Origin of the sequence: Kitasatospora sp. NPDC059812 (genome assembly GCF_042732075.1) — a bacterium.
Classification (GTDB): Bacteria; Actinomycetota; Actinomycetes; order Streptomycetales; family Streptomycetaceae; genus Kitasatospora.
Genome location: NZ_JBHWIO010000039.1, coordinates 30255 through 48888, shown reverse-complemented (window position 1 = coordinate 48888; position 18634 = coordinate 30255). Strand labels below are relative to the sequence as shown.

The window sequence follows — 18634 nt, the reverse complement described above, 5'->3', positions numbered from 1 at the left end:
ACCCCAGCTTCGTGTTTCTCGGGGGGCCCCTTTTTTTTTAAACCCCCCCCGCCCCCCCCGGCCCCCCGAACCCGCGGGGGCCGGCACCCCCGGGGGGGGGGCCCCCCCCCCGTCGTTCGCCAGGATCGGGGAGGCAGCCACCGGCCTGCGGGGCCCTACCGCCCGAACTCCCGGGCGGCGGTCAGCCGGCCGCGGACGGCGGCGTGGACCTCGGCCTCCTCGGCCGGATCTGCGGCGAGCCGGCGCAGGCGCTCCAGCACGCGCGCGTCACCCGTGGTGGCGACATGGCGCGCGGCGAGCTCCCGCGTGGACTCCTCGCAGTCCCAGAGGCACTCGACGGCGGGGCCCTCGGGGAAGTGCACATCGGTCACGGCGAGCGCCCGGGCGGCGCGGCCGCGCAGTTCGGAGGAGGCGGCCTCCCCGTAGATGTGGCGCAGCACGGGGACGGCGTCGGCGGCGACCAGCCGCCCCGCACCGTCGACCAGCGAGCCGAGCCCGGTACCGCTGACCCCGCGGACGGAGACCCAGCGGCGCAGCCCGTCGACGACGAGCGGTGCGTCAGCCGGCTCCCCGGCGTCGGCGAGCAGTTTGACGGCGGCCTCGCCGAGCGCGCTGTCCGCGCCCCCGGTGGCCGGGTCGGCCCAGCGGCGGGCCTGCGCCAGGACCTCGGGGCCGCGCATCCGGCCGACCAGTTCCAGGGCGGCGCGCACGATCCGGTCGTCGACGTCCACGGCGGCGGCCTCGATCAGCTCGACGGCGGCCGGGTCGCGCTGGTCGACCAGGTAGCGCAGTGCGGCCCGGCGGGCACCGGGCAGGCCACCGCGGGCGGCCTCCAACACGGCGGGGCGGTCCTCGGGCCGGACCACGGCGGTCAGGCAGCGGGCGGCCGCGGCGGCCCGGCGGTCCACGGCGTCGGGCGCGGCCGGATCGGCGGCGTCGGGCGCGGGCTCGGGCCGGCTGTCGGCTCCGCCGAGGAAGGCGCCGGCCCCGAGGGCGCCCAGGCTCCCCTGGTCGGCCCAGGCCAGGACGTCGGCGGTGGACCAGCCCGGGGTGACGCCGCCGCGGTTGAGCTGGCGCTGCCAGAGGTCGAAGGGTGACTGCTCGCTGGCCGCCGCCACTCTCGGGTGGTAGGCCGCCCACAGCCGCCAGGGCCGGGGCTCGTAGGCGTTGCGGATGAACTCGCGCAGCTCGGCGTCGCCCTCGGGGCCCGGGGCGAAGCGGTCCAGGACGGCGGTGCCGAGCAGCAGCAGGCCGCGGTCGTCGTCGCGCAGGGCGAGCTCGTCGAGGGCCCAGGCCCAGTTGGCGCCGGTGGCGGTGTACTCGCGCAGCATCAGCAGCGCGTCGCGCCGGCCGTACGCGGCGAGGTGGCCCAGGACGGAGAGGGCGAGGCCGGTGCGGTTCTCGTCGTCGCTGACGAGGTCCTCGGCGGAGTGGAGGTGGTCCTCGATGCCGTCGAGGGGGGCTTCCAGCTCCATGTAGAGGCGGGCGTAGTAGAGGGAGCGGTTCTCGACCTGCCAGTCGGCTCGCGGATCCCTGGTGACGCACTCCTCCAGCGCGGCGATGGCCTCGGTACGGTCGGCGGCCAGCGCGTGGAGCTGCCCGTCACCGCGGCCTCGCTGCAGGAGGCCGAGGAGGCTGGCACTGGGTGCTATCACTGGCTCGAACATGAGGTCAGCATCCGTTGCGGCGGTCGTAGTGGCAACGGGATTTCCGTCGCCGGGGTCACTGGTCGGTACTGCGGTGGGCGCCCGGGCGCCGGAATCACCGAAGGTTACCGCCTCGCGCCACCTTCCGCACACAGGGCGACGAAGGCTGCTGCCACAGTGGCATATGCCAGGGGAATTTTGCCTGCGTTATGTCCAAATCGCCCGCAGGGGCGAGGGCGCTGTGCCACAGTCTTCTCACCACCGACGGCCCGCACGCGGCGGGCCACCCCCGAGCCATGGACCCGCCATGAAGATGCCCATAGGCGCCGCCCGCCCACCGGACACCGCCACGGTGGACGGCGCCCCGGCGGGCGCGACGGACGACGGCGCGCGCGGCGAACCGAGCGGCGACGCCGACAGCGGAACGGACGGCAGAGTGGACGGCACGGCGCAGGAGCCGTCCAAGAACCCCGACCTCGGCGACGGACCCGACGCCGACGGCGGTCGCGACCACCTCATCGGCTCAGCCGAATGGGACCTCCTCACCGACCGCGTCCACTGGAACGCGGACACCTACCAGCTCCTCGGCTGCGACCCGGGCAACGGCCCGCTCAGCCTGGACCGGCTGCCCGACCGCCTCCCCGAGGCCGACCGGCCCGTGCTGCGCCGGATGATGACCGACGCCCTGATCCACGGCCGTATCTCCGCCGGCACCCTGCGGATCCGCCGCGACGGCGCCCCGCACGCCAGCGTCGAGTGCGCGGGCGAGCCCGTCCTCGGCACGGACGGCACCGTCACCGCCCTGCGCATGCTGCTGCGGCCGGCACCCCCGAACTGACCGGGGCCCGCCGGGGCCTCAGAAGCTCCGGGCCGCAGAACCTCCGGACCTCACAACCTCCACGTCTCAGGACCCCCGGGCCTCAGGACCGCTTCGGCCGCTTCTTCGCGTCCGCCGCCCGCAACTCCCGCCCCAGCTCGGCCCGCAGCTCGTCCACCACCGGCAGGCCCCGGTAGCGCGCGGTCAGCCGGTACATCTCGCGCAGCCGGTCCCAGGTCCGGTGCGAGGAGTTCTGCCCGATCAGGTTCATCACCATCTTGGCCTGGAACTCCGCCGCGTCCGGCTCGCCGCTCAGCCAGTGCACCGAGGCCAGGGTGATCCGGTCGAACAGCGCCGAGCGCAGCTGCCCGGTGCCCTCCCGCAGGGTGATCACCCGCTCCGCGTGCCGCTGCGCCTGCGCCGCCGCCGAGGGGTCGTGCTCCGCCAGCGTGCGCAGCACCAGCGCCTGCATGCCGCGCAGTTCGGCCTCGTCGAACACCTGCATCCAGGACGGCGGCGGCTCCGGCGCCCCCTCGGCGAACAGGTCCTCGGCCTCCCCGAGCAGCCGCCAGGTGTCCTGGGAGTGCCCGATCGAGGCGTGCGCCCAGGCCTCGACGGTGTTCAGCATCGCGCGCGTTCTCGGCAGCACCCGGCCGCCGGCCGCCTTGGCCGCCGACATCAGGTCGATCGCGTCGTCGGCCCGGCCCAGGTGGACCATCTGCCGCGCGGCCCGGGAGATCGCCTCGCCGGCCCGCGGCCGGTCGCCGGCCTCCTTGGCCGACTCCGCCGCGATCATGAAGTACCGCTGGGCGGTGGGCTCCAGGCCCACGTCGTGCGACATCCAGCCCGCCAGCACCGCCAGGTTCGCCGCGACCAGCCACAGCCGCTGCTCCACCGCCGGGGGGTGCCGGTGCGTCAGCAGGCCTCCCACCTCGTTCAGTTGACCGACCACCGCCTTGCGCTGGAGCCCGCCGCCGCGCGCCGCGTCCCAGGCGCGGAACACCTGGACCGAGCGCTCCAGCGACTCCACCTCGTCGAGCCCGACCGGGCCCGCGTCGTACACGTCCACCGCGGGGCGCGCCCCGCCCTGGGTGATCACCTGGCGCGGCCCGGGGACCGAGGCCGCGTACGCGACCGCGTCCCCCCCGAGCCAGCCCTTCAACGAATCGGCGATGACCGTTCCGGCCGTGAGCGCGGCACCCGCGCCCACCAATCCACGTCGGTTCAGCATGAGGTCCATTCCCGTGAACTCGGTGAGGACCGCGGCCGTTCGATCCGGCGACCATGGCACTGCTGCGGACTGCGCCGCTCCGGACCTGGTGGGCCGGTGTCGTTCCAGACCGAGGTCCTCAGTGGTGACGACACGGCCGAGCCGCTCCGTGAACACGGCCGCCAGCACCCTCGGCACCGGATCCCGGGGGATCTCCCCCTGCTCGATCCAGCGCCGTACCCTCGACGTGTCGGTGGACAGCTGCTGCTGCCCCATCGCGGCACCCCGACGGTTGACCAGCCGCGCGAGCTCGCCCTTCGACCAACCGGTCAGGACGAACAAGTCAGCGAGTCGGGTGTTGGGTTCCCTGCTCAACGAAGCCCCCAGGTTCCTCGGCTGATTCGAGGCTAGAGGCTCCGGCAAGTGCCAGGCGAGCATTCGCCACCGTTCGCCAGGGCCCGCCAGACTACTAAGCCAGTGCGCCGCGGGTGTGTTGTAGGGGTGCGCCACCTCGCCCCCGGGTCGGGCGGCGTCCCACCGGCGTCGGGGCAGTCCCCCGACCGTGGCACGGGACGCTCCCGGTCCTCACCCGAGGGGGTGGCGCGGCCGGGTGGCGCGGGGGCGCCGGGCACGGCCACGGCAGTCCGGCCGACCGTACTCCCCAGGGTGCGGACGGCCGGAGCACCGCCGTCGTCCGGGTCTTCCGACCCCGCGTCCGTGCCCGGCGCCCGCGCACCACCCACCGCACCGAGTCAGGGCCGCCGTCACGCCAGGAAGCACGCGGCACCGGCCCTCCCCGCACCGCGGGGCGCACCTGCCGACGGACAGAAAGGGACCACCCTCACCCCATGTACTCCTCAGCGACGACCCCCTCGCCGACCGCGACCCGCACCGCGCTGCGCCCCCCCACCGCGGCCGCCGGGCGCCCCGGGCCGAAGCAGGTGCCCCCGTCGAGCCGCCCGGTGGCCCCGCACGGCACCGACGGCCGGTCCACGGACGCCCGGGTCCCGTCCGGCCGTACGGCGCTGGGGCTCCGCGGCCCCGAAGCGGCCCCGCCCGTCGGCGGCCGGCTCCCGCTCGCCCGCCAGGCCGACGGCCGGGTGCTGCGCCCGCCGCACCGGCCCGGCCAGGTCGGCGGCCCCGAGCGGATCGACCCGTCGGCGCTGCAGACCCCGGCGGTGCGGGCCGCGCTGGCGAGCGTCGCGCGGATATGTCCCGCGTTCACCCCGCGCCAGGTGCTGCGCGAGGGCAGCCGCCACATCCTGGTGGCGGGCACCATCGGGCGGGCCCCGGTGGTCGCCAAGTGCCTGGCACCGCAGGCGGTGCGGAGTGGCTACTTCGAGCAGTTGGTGGCCGACTTCCACCACGAGGTGGCGGTCTACCGGGCGTTCGTCCGGCACCGCCCGCCGGTGCGGCTGCCCCGGCTGGTCGCCGCCGACCACGACCGTTGCGTGCTCGTCATGGAGCGCGTTCCCGGGCGCCCGGCCGCGCGGGAGCGCCACCCGGTCAACGCGCCCACCCCGGGCGAGGTGCGGGCGCTGCTGACCGCCGTCCGGACGCTCAACCTGTGGCGGCCGCCGACCGACGTGTTCCAGCCACGCATGGACTACCCGATGGAGATCGCCCGTTACCACTCGGTGGGCCAGCTCACCGACCGGGACGCCGGCGACCTGCGCGGTCTGCTGCACGGCCTCGGCCACACCCCGCTCCAGCTCTGCCACGGCGACGCCCTGCTCAGCAACATGCTGCTGGCGCCGTCCGGCCCGGTGCTGGTGGACTGGGAGCAGGCCGGCTGGTACCTGCCCGGCTACGACCTGGCGGTGCTGTGGAGCGTGCTGTCCGGCGACACCGCGGCGCGCCGCCAGATCAGCCAACTCGCTCAGAGCGGCGGCACGCTGGCCCGGGACGCGTTCCTGGTCAACCTGGTGCTGGTGCTGATGCGGGAGATCCGGCTGTACGACGTGCCGGGCGCCGGCGAGGAGCAGCGGATCATGATCCGCCGGCTCTACGACGACGCCGCGCTCGCCCGCCGGGCCGTCCGGGCCGCGGTCGGCACCCGCTGAGGCTCCGGGCCCCGAGCCCCCGGGGCCCGGAATCCGCTACGGCCGGCCGCCGCGCTCCAGGGCGGCCCGGCCGGCGGCCTCCAGGACGGCCTCGTCCGGGGCGAGGTGCACCCGGCTGCTCAGCACGTCCCGCAGGTAGCGCTCCAGCGGGTGACGCCGGCTCAGGCCGGGGTTGCCGGTGAGCGAGACCGCCTGCTGGACCGCCGCCGTCGCGGCCCGGGTGGCCAGCAGGTGGGCCGGGCCGGTCCGGGCGACCGCGTCCGGCTCGCCCCGGTCCACCCGGGGGGCCAGCCCCTCGACCAGTTCCTCGGCGCCGATCAGCTGGGCCTCGATCTCGCCGAGGGCGCAGCGGTAGCGGGGCAGGGTGCCGAGCGGCTCGGTCAGATTGGCCGGAGTGCGCTGGTTGAGGAAGCGGATCAGCCAGGACTGGGCGGCGCGAGCCACCCCGATCGCCACCGCGGAGAGCGCCAGATCGTGCCAGGCGAGGGAGAGTTCGGCCGCCCCGGCCGCGTCCGCCGCGCCGCCCTTGGGAGCGGTGAGGCCGAGCGCGAGCTCGGTCGGCACCCGGACCTGCTCCAGCACCACGTCGTGGCTGGCGCTGGCCCGCAGGCCGACCTGGTCCCAGGTCGGGTCGATCTCCAGGCCCTCGCTCTCGCCGCGGACCAGGAACGTCCCCAGCCTCGGCTCCGGCTCGTCGGTCCGTGCCGTCACCGCCATCCAGGCCAGCGCCTCGGCGCCGGTGCAGTACGTCTTCCGGCCCGTCAACAACCAGCCCTCGCCGTCCCGCCGGGCCACCGTGTCCGGCAGCGCTCCGGGCCGGCCGCCGGGCTCCGCGCGCAGCGTGTTGACCAGGGCGGGCCCGCGCCGGGACTCGGTGAGCAGCCGCCGGTAGCCCGCCGTCGGCCAGGAGGCACGGCGGGCCTGCTCGGCGTGCTGGAGCAGCGTGAAGGCGGTGACCACGGCCACCGAGGCGTCCCCGCGCCCGAGTTGGGCCAGTACCCGGACGGTGTCGGCGAGCGTGCCGCCCGGTCCGCCGTACCGCTGGGAGACGGTCAGGGTAAGCAGTCCGGCCTCGTGCACCGCCTCGATGCCCTGGTACGGGAAGGTGGCGTCGCGGTCGTGCTCCTCGGCGCGGGCGGAGAGCAGGTCGACCACCCGGGGCAGTCCGGCGAGGGCGGCGACGACGGCCGAGCGGTCGGGCGCGGCATCGGGCGCGGGGTGGCCGGAATCCGACGCTCCCGAGGCGGTGCCGGGCACGGCGGCGGTCGCGGTGCCGGACGGGCGGTCCGCGGGCGAACGGTCAGCGGCGGTGGTCGTCATGGTGCTGGGGCCTCCGGGCGGCAGCGTGGGCGCGGCAGATGCGGGCGGCACGCCGGACGGGCGCGCGGTACCGGACGGGCGGCCTCGGAGGTCAGTTCACGGCCCGCCCCCGGATTCGGCGCCGGCCACGAACGGCCGGCCGCCCGCCGCCTCGGGGACGAATCCCCCTCAGCGGCCCGGACACACCGCGCTGGCGGTGCGCCGCAGGTCCAGATAGCTGCGACGGGTCAGCAGCGGGAGACGGCACGACATGTTCGCGACTGTACGAACCTGTGATCGAAACCGTCAAGCGGCGTCCGAGCCCCGGTCGAGGCCGGTCAGCCCTGCTGGAACATGTCGGCCGGGAGCGGCTTCAACAGCTGATACAGGTCGTCCGAAATCGGTCGGTCCCAGGACGCGATGGTGACCTGGACGCCGTCGCTGCGCCCGAACTGGGCGCAGAACACCCGCTCCTCGCTGACCTTGACCTTCTTCACGATCAGCAGGTCGTCCCCGAGCATCACCGGGAAGTCCTCGGCCGAGACGAAGTCGACCGGCTCGTCGTTCTCCAGCGCCGCGAGCAGCTGCCGCACCTCGAAGGGCACGCTGTCGCCGGTCTCCCGGGCGGGCGAGCCCTCGGGGAGGTTGCCGATGAACATCGCCGGGCCTCTGCCGCCGAACAGGTCGTAGCGCAGGAAAATCCCCTGGCAGGAGCCGTCCGGGCCGGTCATCATGGCCGCACCGAAGTCGCCGGGCCAGTCACCCGGGTCCATCGCGAGCACGTCGAAGTCCGGGCCGGCGGGCTGTCCGGAGCGACGGCGGAGAAAAGACATGGGAACATCGTACGTGCCCGGCACACCACGCTCGCGAGGTGGGTGGGGCACCGTCGGGAGATCGACGCTCAGAGACCAATGTTGACTCTGAGCAACCGTCCGGGCTACGTTCGGTTCAGCACGACAGCCGTTCTGGGTTTCACCCTCCGGGGGGACGGCATGTCGCAACGCGGCCCTACACGCGTTTCCCTCACTGTGCACATCGTCGTGCCGAACTGCCGAGCACCCAGCTTCGTCGTCGCACACAGCACAGCAGACAAGCCAACAGTTCCATCACCACAAGCCAGATCCGCGGGGCCCCGGCCCGTCGCTCCCGCGGATCTTGCTCGGGACGCCGCCGCGTGGGGGCGTGCGGGTCCCGAGCAAACGGTGTCGCCGCCGAGTCGCTCTCGGCGTCGACGCCAGCCTCCCGGCGACTGCCGGCCCCTCGTGGGCCGGGACCGGCCGACGCACCCCGGTGCGCAGGGGATGACTGGGAGGATGGCCTGGCAACGCTGCCGGGTCGCACAGCAGGCGCCGTGTCTGGCCGCGTGGGGGCGGTGGGCACGGCGTCTGCCTGTGCTCATACTCTGAGCTGCGTTTGTCTAACAGTCAACAGAAATTCTGACGGGGCACGTTCAATAGATCATCAGTTGTGATGTTCGGGGCCGAAATCGACCGCGGAGCGGGCCCCGTTCCGACGGGACCCGCTCCGCGGTCGTGCGACGGTGGCTCAGGTGAGGTCGAACTCGCCGTCCCGGGCACCGAGCACGAAGGCCCGCCACTCCCCCGGCGTGAACACCAGGACCGGACCGTCCTCCTGGCGGCCGTCCCGCATCCCGATGTACCCGTCCACGAACGCGATCTGGACATCCCCGACGCCCTGGCTGCTGCACAGCCACTTCGCCCCGCTGAAGTCCACCTTCGGCTTCCCGCTCGGCGCCAGCTGCGGCTCCGCGCCGCCCGCCTCCACGTCGATCCCACTGTTGACTGCCACTACCCGGTCTCCTCCCGACGGCTTTCCCGGCCAGCCTAACCACACCCGCCCGCCCCGGTCAGCGGGTTGACGAGGACTCCACCAGCCGGGCCCGGACGCCGCAGGAGGCCCGCTCAACGCGTGTCCCGCCCGACGGGGGCCACCGGAGCTGCCAGAGTGCTTGGCAGCGCGGGGGACCACCCCCGCCGGCCGTACACGGGCCCTCGACGGCCCTCGACGGCCCGCCCCGGCCCCGCGAACCCGATGCGCACCGGACGCGGCCCGCACCACCTCGCCCAGCACCGCCCACCACCACCCGCCACCGCCCAGAGGGAGCAGCCGATGAGCCGCCGGGACGGCACCCGCGCCGATGTCATCCCCATCTCCGACGCCCCCTCGGCCCACCCCCCGGCGCCCCGCACGCCACCCGCGCCCGCCACGCTGCCCCGGCCTGCCTCCGGCCGGCCCCCCGCGCACGGCCGGGTCGGGATCGTCCTGGTGTCGCACAGCCAGGAACTGGCCATCGCGGTGCGCGCCCTCGCGCTCGCACTGACCGGATCCGACTCCCCCGCCCCGATCGCCGCGACCGGCGGGGACCAGGGCGGTCCCGGCATCAGCGCGGTCCTGGTGGCCGCCGCCACCCGCCGGGTCGACCAGGGCCACGGGGTCGTGGTGCTCGCCGACCTGGGCAGCGCCGTCACCACCGTGCGCGCCCTGCTGTCCGACGCCGACGAGCACGGCCTCCCGTTCCCGGTCCGCTTCGCGAACGCGCCGTTCGTCGAGGGCGCGGTCGCGGCCACCGCCACCGCCACCGCGGGCGGCGACCTCGCCGCCGTCCTGGACGCCGCGGAGGAGGCCTACCGGCAGCGCAAGGGCTGAGCGGCCTCGCGAATTCCCCCCACCCGGGGTGACCGGACGGCTACCATCGGCGAAGGGTCCGGACTCCCGGCCCGCCCGGGGAGGGGAGGCGAGGATGCGGACCGTCCGCCGTGCGCCGGTCAGGGGCGCTCCTTGCCCTCCCACACGAAGACCGCCGACCCCTCGCACTCCAGCGCGTGGCGCAGCCGCTCGTGCTCGACCTCGATCATCGGCGGCAGCCCGTCCAGCGGGTACCAGCCGACCTCCAGCGACTCGTCGTCGTTCACCCTCGCCTCGCCGCCGACCGCCCGGCACCGGAAGGTCAGCACCAGGTACTGCGTCACGTCACCGTTCGGGTAGGTGACCTGCGGCGAGACGGTGACCGAGGCGAGCAGCTCGGGCACGGCCACCACCCCGGTCTCCTCCAGGCACTCGCGCACCACGCCGTCGGCGGGCTGCTCGCCGGGATCGAGGATGCCGCCGACCGGCGCCCACCTCCCGTCGTCGGCCCGTCGGCCCAGCAGCACCCGGCCGTGGTCGTCCAGGACGACGGCGACGACGGCGGTCAGCCAGAGCGGGCGGGTGCCCACCAGGGCGCGGAGATCGGCGAGGAACGGGGGAATGGCCATACGCCGCAGCCTAGGCCCTGTCCGGCAGGCTCCCGGGCCGCCGCCACCGACGTGCGACCCGCGACGCGCGGGCTCATCGTGCGAGGCCGCCCTCCGGGCGCAGCAGGGCCAGCACGGTCAGCCCGAGGATCCGCAGGTCGAGCCGGAGCGAGCGGTGCTCCACGTACCAGAGGTCGAGTTCGGCCCAGTCCGGCCGGGCGAGCGGGCGGCGGGCCTGGAGCTGGGCCCAGCCGGTCAGCCCGGGCCGGACGGCGAGCCGGCCGCGCTCGCGGCGGGAGTAGCGGACCACCTGGTCGGGGCGGACGGGCCGGGGGCCGATCACCCCCATCTCGCCGCGGGCGACGTTCCACAGCCGGGGCAGCTCGTCCAGGCCGGTCCGGCGGAGCAGCACGCCGAGCCGTCCTCCCCGGCTGGTCCGGAAGCGGAGGACCTGGAACTCCCGGCCGTGCCGTCCGGCCCGGGTCAGCCGCAGGAGCACCGGGCCGCGCGCCGTGCAACGGAGCAGGGCGGCGATCACCAGGGCCAGCGGGAGCGCGACGATCCCGGCCAGGGCGGCGAGGGCGAGGTCCCCGCCGCGCTTCATCCGGCGGACACGGTGGTGCGCGGTGCGCCGTCCGGCTTCCTGCCGGGTTCTCCACCCGGTTCTCCGCCCGGATCGGACGTGGCGCTGCCGCCCATCTCTTCCCCTCCACGGCACCGTCGAGTCCACGGCACCGTCGAGCCGCAAGAACGCATTCACAGTAAAGGCGCCTTGGAGTCGTCGCCCGGGAATGGTGAAAGAAGTGGGCAGAGGATTGTCCGACAGGCCGAAATTCGGTCGATCTGACCAATATTGCTCGATCTGCTGCTCGATCTGCCGCTCGGAATGCCGAGGGCAATCGAAGTACAGCCGTCCACCGAAGGCCGGCCGGTCGCTGAGGAGGTTAGAGCGCGGCGCCCCGGCGGTAACGCAGCAGCCCGAACGCGATCCGGCCGAGCAGCAGCACTCCCGCGGCCAGACAGCCCGCCACCGCCATCGCCCAGGCCGGACCGTCACTGTCCGGAACGATCACCGCCACCACAATGCCCAGCGCGAGACAGGCCAAACCCACCACCGCCAGCAGAAGCTGGTGGGTGACCAGGGCGCCACCACTCCACGCACGGGCCATCCTGGTCGCGCCGTGCAGGTGGAAGGGATCACGGTCCGCATCTGCCATGAGCCCAAGGTACCCCCGGCGAACGCCGGAGGCAGCCCGCAGGGAGTGAACGTTCGACCACCCGGTGCGACCGGCCCGCCGACCTCGCCCGAGCAGGTCGCGGACCGGCCCCGGTCGTGCATTCCGGCTCCACATTCAGTTCACATCAGTCCACATCAGTCCACGAAAAATCCTCGTCCCCCCGGTACAACCATCCGCCCGGTGCAGCGGTCTCAATGGCATTGAGCGATCCAGGAGCCGTTCGCGGGAAGGGTGCGAGCCCCCCACCGCGGACCGGAATACCCAGGAGGCGGAGCCGCCGCCGCCTGGAGTCGGAGGCCGGACTCCGTCCTCCGGCGGTACCGCCACGCCGCTCGGCGACCGAGGGGGAACCGTGCCGCAGTCCCAGTCCACCACGTCGATCTCCATGGCCCCCACCAGGCCCGTCCCGTTCGTGCGCCCGCTGCCGACGGCCACCCGCCGCCACCCGACCGCCGACCGGGGCAGGCCGGACGCGCGGGGCGAATGGCTGCGGTTCGCCCCCGTCCAACCCCTGTTCCGCGCCCGCGCCGCACAACGCCTCGCCGTCCTCGCCTACCACGGCGTCACCGACCACCGGTCCTTCGGCGCCCAGCTCGACCGGCTCCGAAGACTCGCCACCCCGGTCTCGCTCACCGCCGTCCTCCAAGCCGTCACCGAACAGCGGCCGCTGCCGCCCCGCAGCGTCCTGGTCACCTTCGACGACGCCGACCGCAGCGTCCTCACCCACGCCCTGCCCGCCCTCGACGCCCGCGGCATCCCCGCCACCGCCTTCGTCATCTCCGAGCTCATCGGCACCGAACGCCCCTTCTGGTGGCACGAGGCCGACTTCCTCGCCCGGCACGGCGGCCGTGCCCGCTCGCTCGACTGCGGGCACCCCTCCCAGCTACTCCCCCGGCTCAAGGCCATGCCCGACCCCGACCGGCGGCGCAGCCTGCACGAGCTACGGGTCAGCGCCGACCGCCGCCCGCCCCGCCAGGAGCAGCTCACCCCCGCCGACCTGCTCGCCCTGCGCGACGGCGGCGTCGCCATCGGCAACCACACCCAGGGGCACCCCTGCCTCGGCCGCTGCGACGACGCCACCGTCCGCGCCGAGATCACCGGCGCCCACGAAGCCCTCACCCGCTGGCTCGGCGAACCCCCGACCGCCTTCGCCTACCCGGACGGCGGGCACGACCCGCGTGCCGAAACCGTCCTCCAGGAGCTCGGCTACCGCCTCGGCTTCCTCTCCGACCACCGGCTCGGCCCCCGCATCCCCTCCCACCCGCTCCAGATCAGCCGCCTCCAGGTCGACTCCACCACCAGCACCCGCCGCTTCGACACCATCCTCTCCGGCCTAGAACCCGCCTACCGCCGCTGGCGCCGCCAAGCCGCCGCCTGACCGGCCGGGGCACGCGAGGGGACGCAGAGGCACTCACGGGCGCTCAGGGTCGCTCAGGAGAAAAAATGTGCCCTGTCGGGGAGAGGTACCGGACCTCTGGGGGGCAAAATTTGGCCCCGCCTCAGCGGCAAACCACCCGCCCGTGGGGCAAGGCCTTGCCCCGCGGGCACAGACCGTCGGGCAGGCCGACTTCCTGCATCAGCCGCCCCGGACAGGCAGCCTCCGCGGAAGACCGGGACGGCCGGCCACCACGGGACTCCTCGACCGACCCCCGGAGGTTGGAGGGCAAAGATTTGCCCCTCAACTCATGACAGAGAACCTGCCCTCGGCTGCCCCGGATGGGGATCAGCTGCGGTGGCCTTCCGCGCGGGCTGAAGGGCGGACCGCCAGCGGGCGAAAATTGGCCCGGCGGCGGCTCGGCGGGGGCTCGTCAGCGGCTCCTCGGGGGGCGAAGTGCTCCGCGAGGGCGGTGGCGGTGGGAGTGAGGGTCACGCCGGCAGCGTGCTGCGCATCAGGGCGGCGAGGGTGCGCCCCTGGGGGTAGAGGAGTGCGGCCGGGGGGAGGGCGGCGGGGGCGCCAGCGTGGAGCACGGTGATGGTGCCGGCGCCGGTGCGCGTGGGGTCGGTGACCCGGCGCAGGGCCTGGGCGGCGACGGCGTCGGCGGAGCCGTGCAGGGTGAGCGCCGGGGAGGCGGTGGGGGCGACGGCGGCGCGGATGCGGTCGTCGACCAGTTCGTAGTGCGTGCAACCGAGGACGATCGCGGCGGTGCCGGCGGGGGTGCGGGCGGCGGCGTCGGCGATGGCGGCGGTGATGGCGGCGTCGTCGCCGTGTTCGATGGCGTCGGCGAGGCCGGGGCAGGCCACCTCGGTCACGTCCGCGGTGCCGCCGAAGTCGCGGATCAGGCCGCGCTGGTAGGCGCTGCCGGTGGTGGCCGGGGTGGCCCAGATGGCCACGGAGCCGCCGAGGGCGGCGGCGGGCTTGATCGCCGGGACGGTGCCGACGACGGGCAGTCCGGGTTCGAGTTCGGCCCGGAGGGTGGCGAGCGCGTGCACGGAGGCGGTGTTGCAGGCGATGACCAGCGCGTCCGGTTCGAGCGCCGCGGCGGCGAGCGAGCAGCCGCGGGCGAGGTCGGTGACCTCCTCGGAGGTGCGCGGCCCCCAGGGCATCGAGGCCGGGTCGGAGGAGAGCACCAGATCGACGTCCGGGCGCAGCTTCCGAAGGGCGGCGGCGGCGGCCAGCAGGCCGATTCCGGAGTCCATCAGTGCGATCTTCACGGGGCAAGACTTTAGTCGATCCGCCCGATCCGGCCGGTTCTGCGGCAAACTGCGGGAGTGACCGTCCTGTTGTGGATCGCCGCGTTCTCCCTGCTGGTCTGGCTCTGGTTGGCGTGCTGCCACGGGCTGTTCTGGCGCACCGACGTGCGGTTGCCGCCGCGCCGTCCGCCGGTGCGCTGGCCGCAGGCGGCGGTGGTGGTGCCGGCCCGGGACGAGGCGCAGGTACTGCCGATGAGCCTGCCGACGCTGCTGGCCCAGAAGTACCCGGGGCGGGCGCGGGTGATCCTGGTGGACGACCACAGTTCGGACGGCACGGGCGCGGTGGCGGCGGAGCTGCGGACGATGGACGGGCTGGAGTTGACCGTCACGACTCCTCCCCCGTTGCCCCCGGGGTGGACGGGCAAGTTGTGGGCGCTGCGGCACGGGGTGGAGCTGGCCGGTCCGGACGTCGAGTACCTGCTGCTGACGGACGCGGACATCGCGCACGGGCCCGACTCGCTGGCGGAGCTGGTGGCTGCGGCGGAGAGCAACGGGCTGGACCTGGTGTCGCAGATGGCCCGGCTGCGGGTGGAGACCGGCTGGGAGCGGCTGATCGTGCCGGCCTTCGTCTACTTCTTCGCGCAGTTGTACCCGTTCCGCTGGAGCAACCGGCCCGGTGGGCGGACGGCGGCCGCGGCGGGCGGCTGTTCGCTGGTGCGGCGGGAGGCGCTGGAGCGGGCCAGCGGGGTGGCCGCGATCCGGGGTGCGGTGATCGACGACGTGTCGCTGGCGCGGGCGGTGAAGTCCTCGGGCGGGCGGACCTGGCTGGGGCTGGCCGGGGCGGTGGACAGCGTCCGGCCGTACCCCCGGCTGGAGCAGTTGTGGCGGATGGTGTCGCGCAGCGCGTACGCCCAGTTGCGGCATTCGCCGCTGCTGCTGCTCGGGACGGTGCTGGGGCTGGGGCTGGTGTACCTGGTGCCGCCGGTGGCGGCGGCGGCCGGGCTGGTCGCGGGGGCGCCGGCGGTGGCGGCGGCGGGCGGGGCGGCCTGGGCGCTGATGGCGGGCACCTATCTGCCGATGGTGCGGTACTACCGGCAGCCGGCGCCGGCCGTGCTGCTGCTGCCCTTCACGGCTGGCCTGTACCTGCTGATGACGGTGGACTCGGCGGTGCAGCACTGGCGGGGCCGGGGCGCGGCGTGGAAGGGCCGGACGTACTCGCGGGCCTGAGTGTTCCGGGCCCCGAATTCGCGGGCACGGCAGGCCGGTTGGCTCCATACTGCTCGAATGGACCGCCAGAGGATCTCCCGTCTCGCCCATGCCCACCACCCGATCGCGGCGCCGCTGACGGACGAGTCGGTGGCCCTGCTGCTGGAACGCGCGACCGCCGGGGCGGCGGACGGCCGGGCGCTGGACCTCGGCTGCGGCGAGGGGGCGTGGCTGGTCCGGGCGCTGGCGGCGCGTCCGCGCTGGCGGGCGGTGGGGGTGGATCTGGACGCGGCGGCGCTGACCCGGGCCAGGGAGGCGGCGACCGCGCTCGGCGTGGCGCGCCGGATCGGCCTGCACCACGTGGACGCGCGGGAGTTCGACTCGGTCGAGCCCTTCGACCTGGTGCTGTGCGTGGGCGCCACCCACGCCTTCGGCGGGCTGCTGCCGACGCTGGCGGCGGCCCGCGAGCACCTGGCCCCGGGCGGGCGGGTGCTGGTCGGCGAGGGCTTCTGGGAGCGGGAGCCGTCCCGGGCGGCCCTGGACGGGCTGGGCGCGGCCCGGGACGACTACGCGGACCTGGCGACCACCACGGACCGGGTGCTGGCGGACGGCTGGACACCGGTGTCCGGTTACGTGAGCAGCCCGCAGGAGTGGGACGACTACGAGTTCGCGTGGACGGGTGCGCTGGCCGAGTGGGCGCTGGAGCACCCGGACGACCCCGACGCGGCGGCCGCCCGGGAGGCCGCGGACCGGCACCGGCGGGAGTGGCTGCACGGCTACCGGGGGACGTTCGGCTTCGTGACGTACCTGCTGCGCCGGGACTGAACCGCCGGGCGGGGCGGGCCGCCGGAGGGCTGTCCGACCCCGGCCGGCGGCGGGCTCAGTTCCCGCGCAGCTGCTCCTGCTGGACCAGGTAGTCCAGCACCTCGGGCATCGCCTCGACGCCACCGGCCTTGCTCGGCGAAGTCCGGTACTCGCCCTGGACGACCACCGTCGGCAGCTCGTTGACGCCGTAGCGGACGAACTCGACGGCGGCCTCGTCGACCGACCGCGCCACCTCGTCGGAGCGGTACGTCCGGCGGAAGAGCTGGGCGTCCACGCCGTGGCGCACCGCCCAGTCGGTGGCGGTGGCCTCGGTGGTGAGGTCGGTCTGGTCGGTGCGCACCGAGCGGAAGACGCTGCTCTGCAGGCGCTCGACCAGGCCCAGGCGCTCCAGCGTGTAGTACAGGCGCGCGTGGCCGCGCTGGGCGCCCTCGTCCGGGCCGCCCGGCCAGATCGCCGGGACGCGCCGCAGGGCGACGTCCGCGCGGTGCTTCTCGGCCCAGGCCTGCAAGGGCTGTTCGAGCTGCTGGGAGTGGACGCAGTCGTACCAGAAGAACTCGGCCGCCTCCGTGCGGACGCTCTCGCGCACCGGCTGCGGATGGTCCAGCTTGACGAACTGGGCACCCTCGGAGGGGGGTTGGTGACTCACCGCGCCGGCCTGGAGGGGGGATACGGCGATCCCGGCGGCGATGGCGAGCAGGACGGTGGACCGCAGCAGCGACTTCGAGTTCACACCGGGCAGTGTGCTGGCGGCGGTTCGTTACCGTCGAGTTCGGCCGGGCACGCTGGCCCGGATTCGCCCGATCGGCCCAGCCCGACGCCCGGCCCGGCGCGCGACTCGACGCCCGGCCCGGCGCCCGACCCGGCGCGCAACCCGACGCCCGGCCCGGCCCGCCGCCGCGGGTCTGTCACGGACCGGTGCGCGCCCCCGGGCCACCCCCCGCCCACACCTCGGCGACCAGCCCCTGCCAGGCGTCCACCACGGCGCCGAGCTCGAAGTGCTCCAACGCGTGCGCCCGGGCGGCCGCGCCGAGGCCCGCACGGTTGCACGCCAGCACCTTGGCCAGCGCCTCGGCGAGGGCGAGCGGGTCCCCGGGGGCGACGAGCGCGCCGGTCGCGCCGTCCCGGACCACCTCGCGCACCCACCCGACGTCGGTGGCGACGGCGGGCACGCCGGCCAGCGCCGCCTCGATCAGCGCGCCGGGCACGCCCTCGCTGTCGCTGGTGAGCAGCAGCGCGTCGGCGGCCCGGTAGAGCGGCGCCGGATCGGGCAGGGCGCCGAGGAAGTGGGCGCGGGCGGCGGCCGGGTGGCGGGCCAGCGTCTCGCGCAGCGGGCCGTCCCCGGCGATGGCCAGCCGGACGTCCGGCAGCCGGTCGAGGACGTCGAGGGCGAGGTCGAGCCGCTTCTCCGGGGCGATCGCGCCGATCCAGGCGACCAGCAGGACGTCGGCGGGCAGGCCGAGCGCGTGCCGGGCGGCGCGCCGGTCGGCCCGGCCGTCGGCGGGCGGATAGCTCTCGGCGGCCCGGGAGTTGGAGATCACGTGCACCTTGCCGTCGGGCAGCCGGAACCGCCCCTCCAGGACGGCGCGGGCCTCGTCGGTGAGCGTGGTGACGGCGGCCGCTCGGTGCATCAGCGCGCCGCCGCGCACCCGGCGCAGCCGGTTCGCCGTCCAGTAGCGGGGGTGGCCGACGGAGACGTAGACGAAGGGGGTGCGGGTGCCGGCCAGGGCGAGGGCGCAGGCCGCCAGGGTGTCGGAGCCGTGGGCGAGCACCACGTCGGCGCCGCGGGCGGCCGCGCGCAGCGCCCGCAGGGTGCCGGGGCGCAGGCGGCCGGAGCCGAGGACGGCGGCGCGTAAGTCCTCCTCGTCGGCGCAGGCGCCGGGGTGCGGGTCGGGCTGCCGGTCGGGCCCGTCGAGGCGGGCTCCCGGACCGGCCCCGGCGCGAACTCCGGTGCGGTCCGCGGCGCGGGGCCCGGGGAGGGCGGGCCCGGTGGGCCCGGGGGACGGGTGCGGGGCGAGGGCGCACAGGGCGGAGGCCTGGCCCCGGCGGCGCAGTTCCCGGTGGAGGTCACGGGCGAAGTTCTGGGCGCCGCCGCGGCGTGGATCACTGATCAGGTGCAGGACGCGGGGACGGGTTCCGGCCGGGTCGGCCGACGTATGGTCGGGCATGGACCGACCTTGGCACAGCGCCCCGCGCCGTACAGCCCCTTCGCGCAACCTGGTGGTGGCCCGTGCGCCCGCGTGAATACACCTGATGTGCGCTGGTCGACTGCGGCCGTGCGCCGGTTGCTCCCGTCGTGCGCCCTGTTCCGCCCCCTCTCGCCCTGCCTCGCTCTGCCTCGCCTCGCCGCACCCCGGCGCCCGACCCCGGCCGCCGTACGGCTGGCGGGCCCGACGGCCACCTGCGATGCTGATCACCAGTCAGGGGGCGTCCGGCACGGGAGAACGG

General features: G+C 75.2%; 17 protein-coding genes. 6 read left to right on the top strand and 11 right to left on the bottom strand.

Translation table 11 applies throughout. The annotated features are described in order from the left end of the window. Positions 1–155: 155 nt before the first annotated feature. Entirely contained in the window at positions 156–1667 is a 1512-nt protein-coding gene (locus tag ACFV6D_RS20640) for a HEAT repeat domain-containing protein (protein ID WP_380378584.1), read from the bottom strand. Between the two features lie 286 nt (positions 1668–1953). On the opposite strand from ACFV6D_RS20640, the gene ACFV6D_RS20635 reads away from it, so the two are divergent. Next, positions 1954–2484: a hypothetical protein gene (locus tag ACFV6D_RS20635; RefSeq protein ID WP_063350172.1), complete on the top strand. Its 531-nt coding sequence runs from the start codon at positions 1954–1956 to the stop codon at positions 2482–2484. An 82-nt stretch (positions 2485–2566) separates the two neighbouring features. On the opposite strand, the gene ACFV6D_RS20630 is transcribed toward ACFV6D_RS20635, so the two are convergent. Next, positions 2567–4048 carry a hypothetical protein gene (locus tag ACFV6D_RS20630; RefSeq protein ID WP_063350171.1) on the bottom strand — a complete coding sequence of 494 codons (1482 nt, stop codon included), beginning with the start codon at positions 4046–4048 and terminating at the stop codon, positions 2567–2569. A 473-nt stretch (positions 4049–4521) separates the two neighbouring features. Between ACFV6D_RS20630 and ACFV6D_RS20625 the strand changes: the two genes are divergently transcribed. Next, the gene (locus ACFV6D_RS20625) at positions 4522–5736 is read left to right on the top strand and encodes an aminoglycoside phosphotransferase family protein (protein WP_107452966.1); all 1215 of its coding nucleotides are present in this window, start codon (positions 4522–4524) and stop codon (positions 5734–5736) included. A 36-nt stretch (positions 5737–5772) separates the two neighbouring features. Here ACFV6D_RS20625 and ACFV6D_RS20620 read toward each other — a convergent pair whose 3' ends face one another. From ACFV6D_RS20620 to ACFV6D_RS20610, 3 genes are all read right to left on the bottom strand, one after another. After that, positions 5773–7056 carry an acyl-CoA dehydrogenase family protein gene (locus ACFV6D_RS20620; protein ID WP_079136050.1) on the bottom strand — a complete coding sequence of 428 codons (1284 nt, stop codon included), beginning with the start codon at positions 7054–7056 and terminating at the stop codon, positions 5773–5775. 317 nt (positions 7057–7373) lie between these two features. Next, complete coding sequence (locus tag ACFV6D_RS20615) at positions 7374–7868, bottom strand: hypothetical protein (protein ID WP_063350170.1); 495 nt, start codon at positions 7866–7868, stop codon at positions 7374–7376. A gap of 712 nt (positions 7869–8580) precedes the next feature. Then, a complete protein-coding gene (locus ACFV6D_RS20610) occupies positions 8581–8793 on the bottom strand; it encodes a DUF397 domain-containing protein (protein ID WP_208869206.1) in 213 nt (70 codons plus the stop codon). 294 nt (positions 8794–9087) lie between these two features. On the opposite strand from ACFV6D_RS20610, the gene ACFV6D_RS20605 reads away from it, so the two are divergent. Continuing rightward, positions 9088–9702 carry a PTS fructose transporter subunit IIA gene (locus ACFV6D_RS20605; RefSeq protein ID WP_347878552.1) on the top strand — a complete coding sequence of 205 codons (615 nt, stop codon included), beginning with the start codon at positions 9088–9090 and terminating at the stop codon, positions 9700–9702. A 119-nt stretch (positions 9703–9821) separates the two neighbouring features. Here the strand turns inward: ACFV6D_RS20605 and ACFV6D_RS20600 are convergent, their stop codons facing one another. The 3 genes from ACFV6D_RS20600 to ACFV6D_RS20590 form a co-directional block, all read right to left on the bottom strand. Then, on the bottom strand, positions 9822–10310 hold the full coding sequence (locus ACFV6D_RS20600) for an NUDIX domain-containing protein (protein WP_063350169.1): 489 nt from the start codon (positions 10308–10310) through the stop codon (positions 9822–9824). Between the two features lie 73 nt (positions 10311–10383). Further along, the gene (locus ACFV6D_RS20595) at positions 10384–10893 is read right to left on the bottom strand and encodes a sugar transferase (protein WP_063350168.1); all 510 of its coding nucleotides are present in this window, start codon (positions 10891–10893) and stop codon (positions 10384–10386) included. Positions 10894–11233: 340 nt separating this feature from the next. Next, the gene (locus ACFV6D_RS20590; RefSeq protein WP_063350167.1) at positions 11234–11506 is read right to left on the bottom strand and encodes a hypothetical protein; all 273 of its coding nucleotides are present in this window, start codon (positions 11504–11506) and stop codon (positions 11234–11236) included. 373 nt (positions 11507–11879) lie between these two features. On the opposite strand from ACFV6D_RS20590, the gene ACFV6D_RS20585 reads away from it, so the two are divergent. Continuing rightward, positions 11880–12905: a polysaccharide deacetylase family protein gene (locus tag ACFV6D_RS20585; protein ID WP_380560662.1), complete on the top strand. Its 1026-nt coding sequence runs from the start codon at positions 11880–11882 to the stop codon at positions 12903–12905. Between the two features lie 488 nt (positions 12906–13393). Here the strand turns inward: ACFV6D_RS20585 and ACFV6D_RS20580 are convergent, their stop codons facing one another. Continuing rightward, positions 13394–14179, bottom strand: coding sequence for a glutamate racemase (locus ACFV6D_RS20580; RefSeq protein WP_380427349.1), 786 nt, complete (start codon positions 14177–14179; stop codon positions 13394–13396). 66 nt (positions 14180–14245) lie between these two features. Here ACFV6D_RS20580 and ACFV6D_RS20575 point away from each other — a divergent pair, with 66 nt between their 5' ends. Next, entirely contained in the window at positions 14246–15385 is a 1140-nt protein-coding gene (locus tag ACFV6D_RS20575) for a glycosyltransferase (RefSeq protein ID WP_380560669.1), read from the top strand. 57 nt (positions 15386–15442) lie between these two features. Continuing rightward, positions 15443–16189 (top strand): SAM-dependent methyltransferase, encoded by a 747-nt coding sequence (locus tag ACFV6D_RS20570; RefSeq protein ID WP_380560661.1) that lies wholly within the window; start codon positions 15443–15445, stop codon positions 16187–16189. Between the two features lie 55 nt (positions 16190–16244). On the opposite strand, the gene ACFV6D_RS20565 is transcribed toward ACFV6D_RS20570, so the two are convergent. Further along, a complete protein-coding gene (locus tag ACFV6D_RS20565; RefSeq protein WP_063350163.1) occupies positions 16245–16919 on the bottom strand; it encodes a thiol:disulfide interchange protein DsbA/DsbL in 675 nt (224 codons plus the stop codon). Positions 16920–17094: 175 nt separating this feature from the next. Then, positions 17095–18354 carry a glycosyltransferase family 4 protein gene (locus tag ACFV6D_RS20560; RefSeq protein WP_380560660.1) on the bottom strand — a complete coding sequence of 420 codons (1260 nt, stop codon included), beginning with the start codon at positions 18352–18354 and terminating at the stop codon, positions 17095–17097. Positions 18355–18634 lie beyond the last annotated feature (280 nt).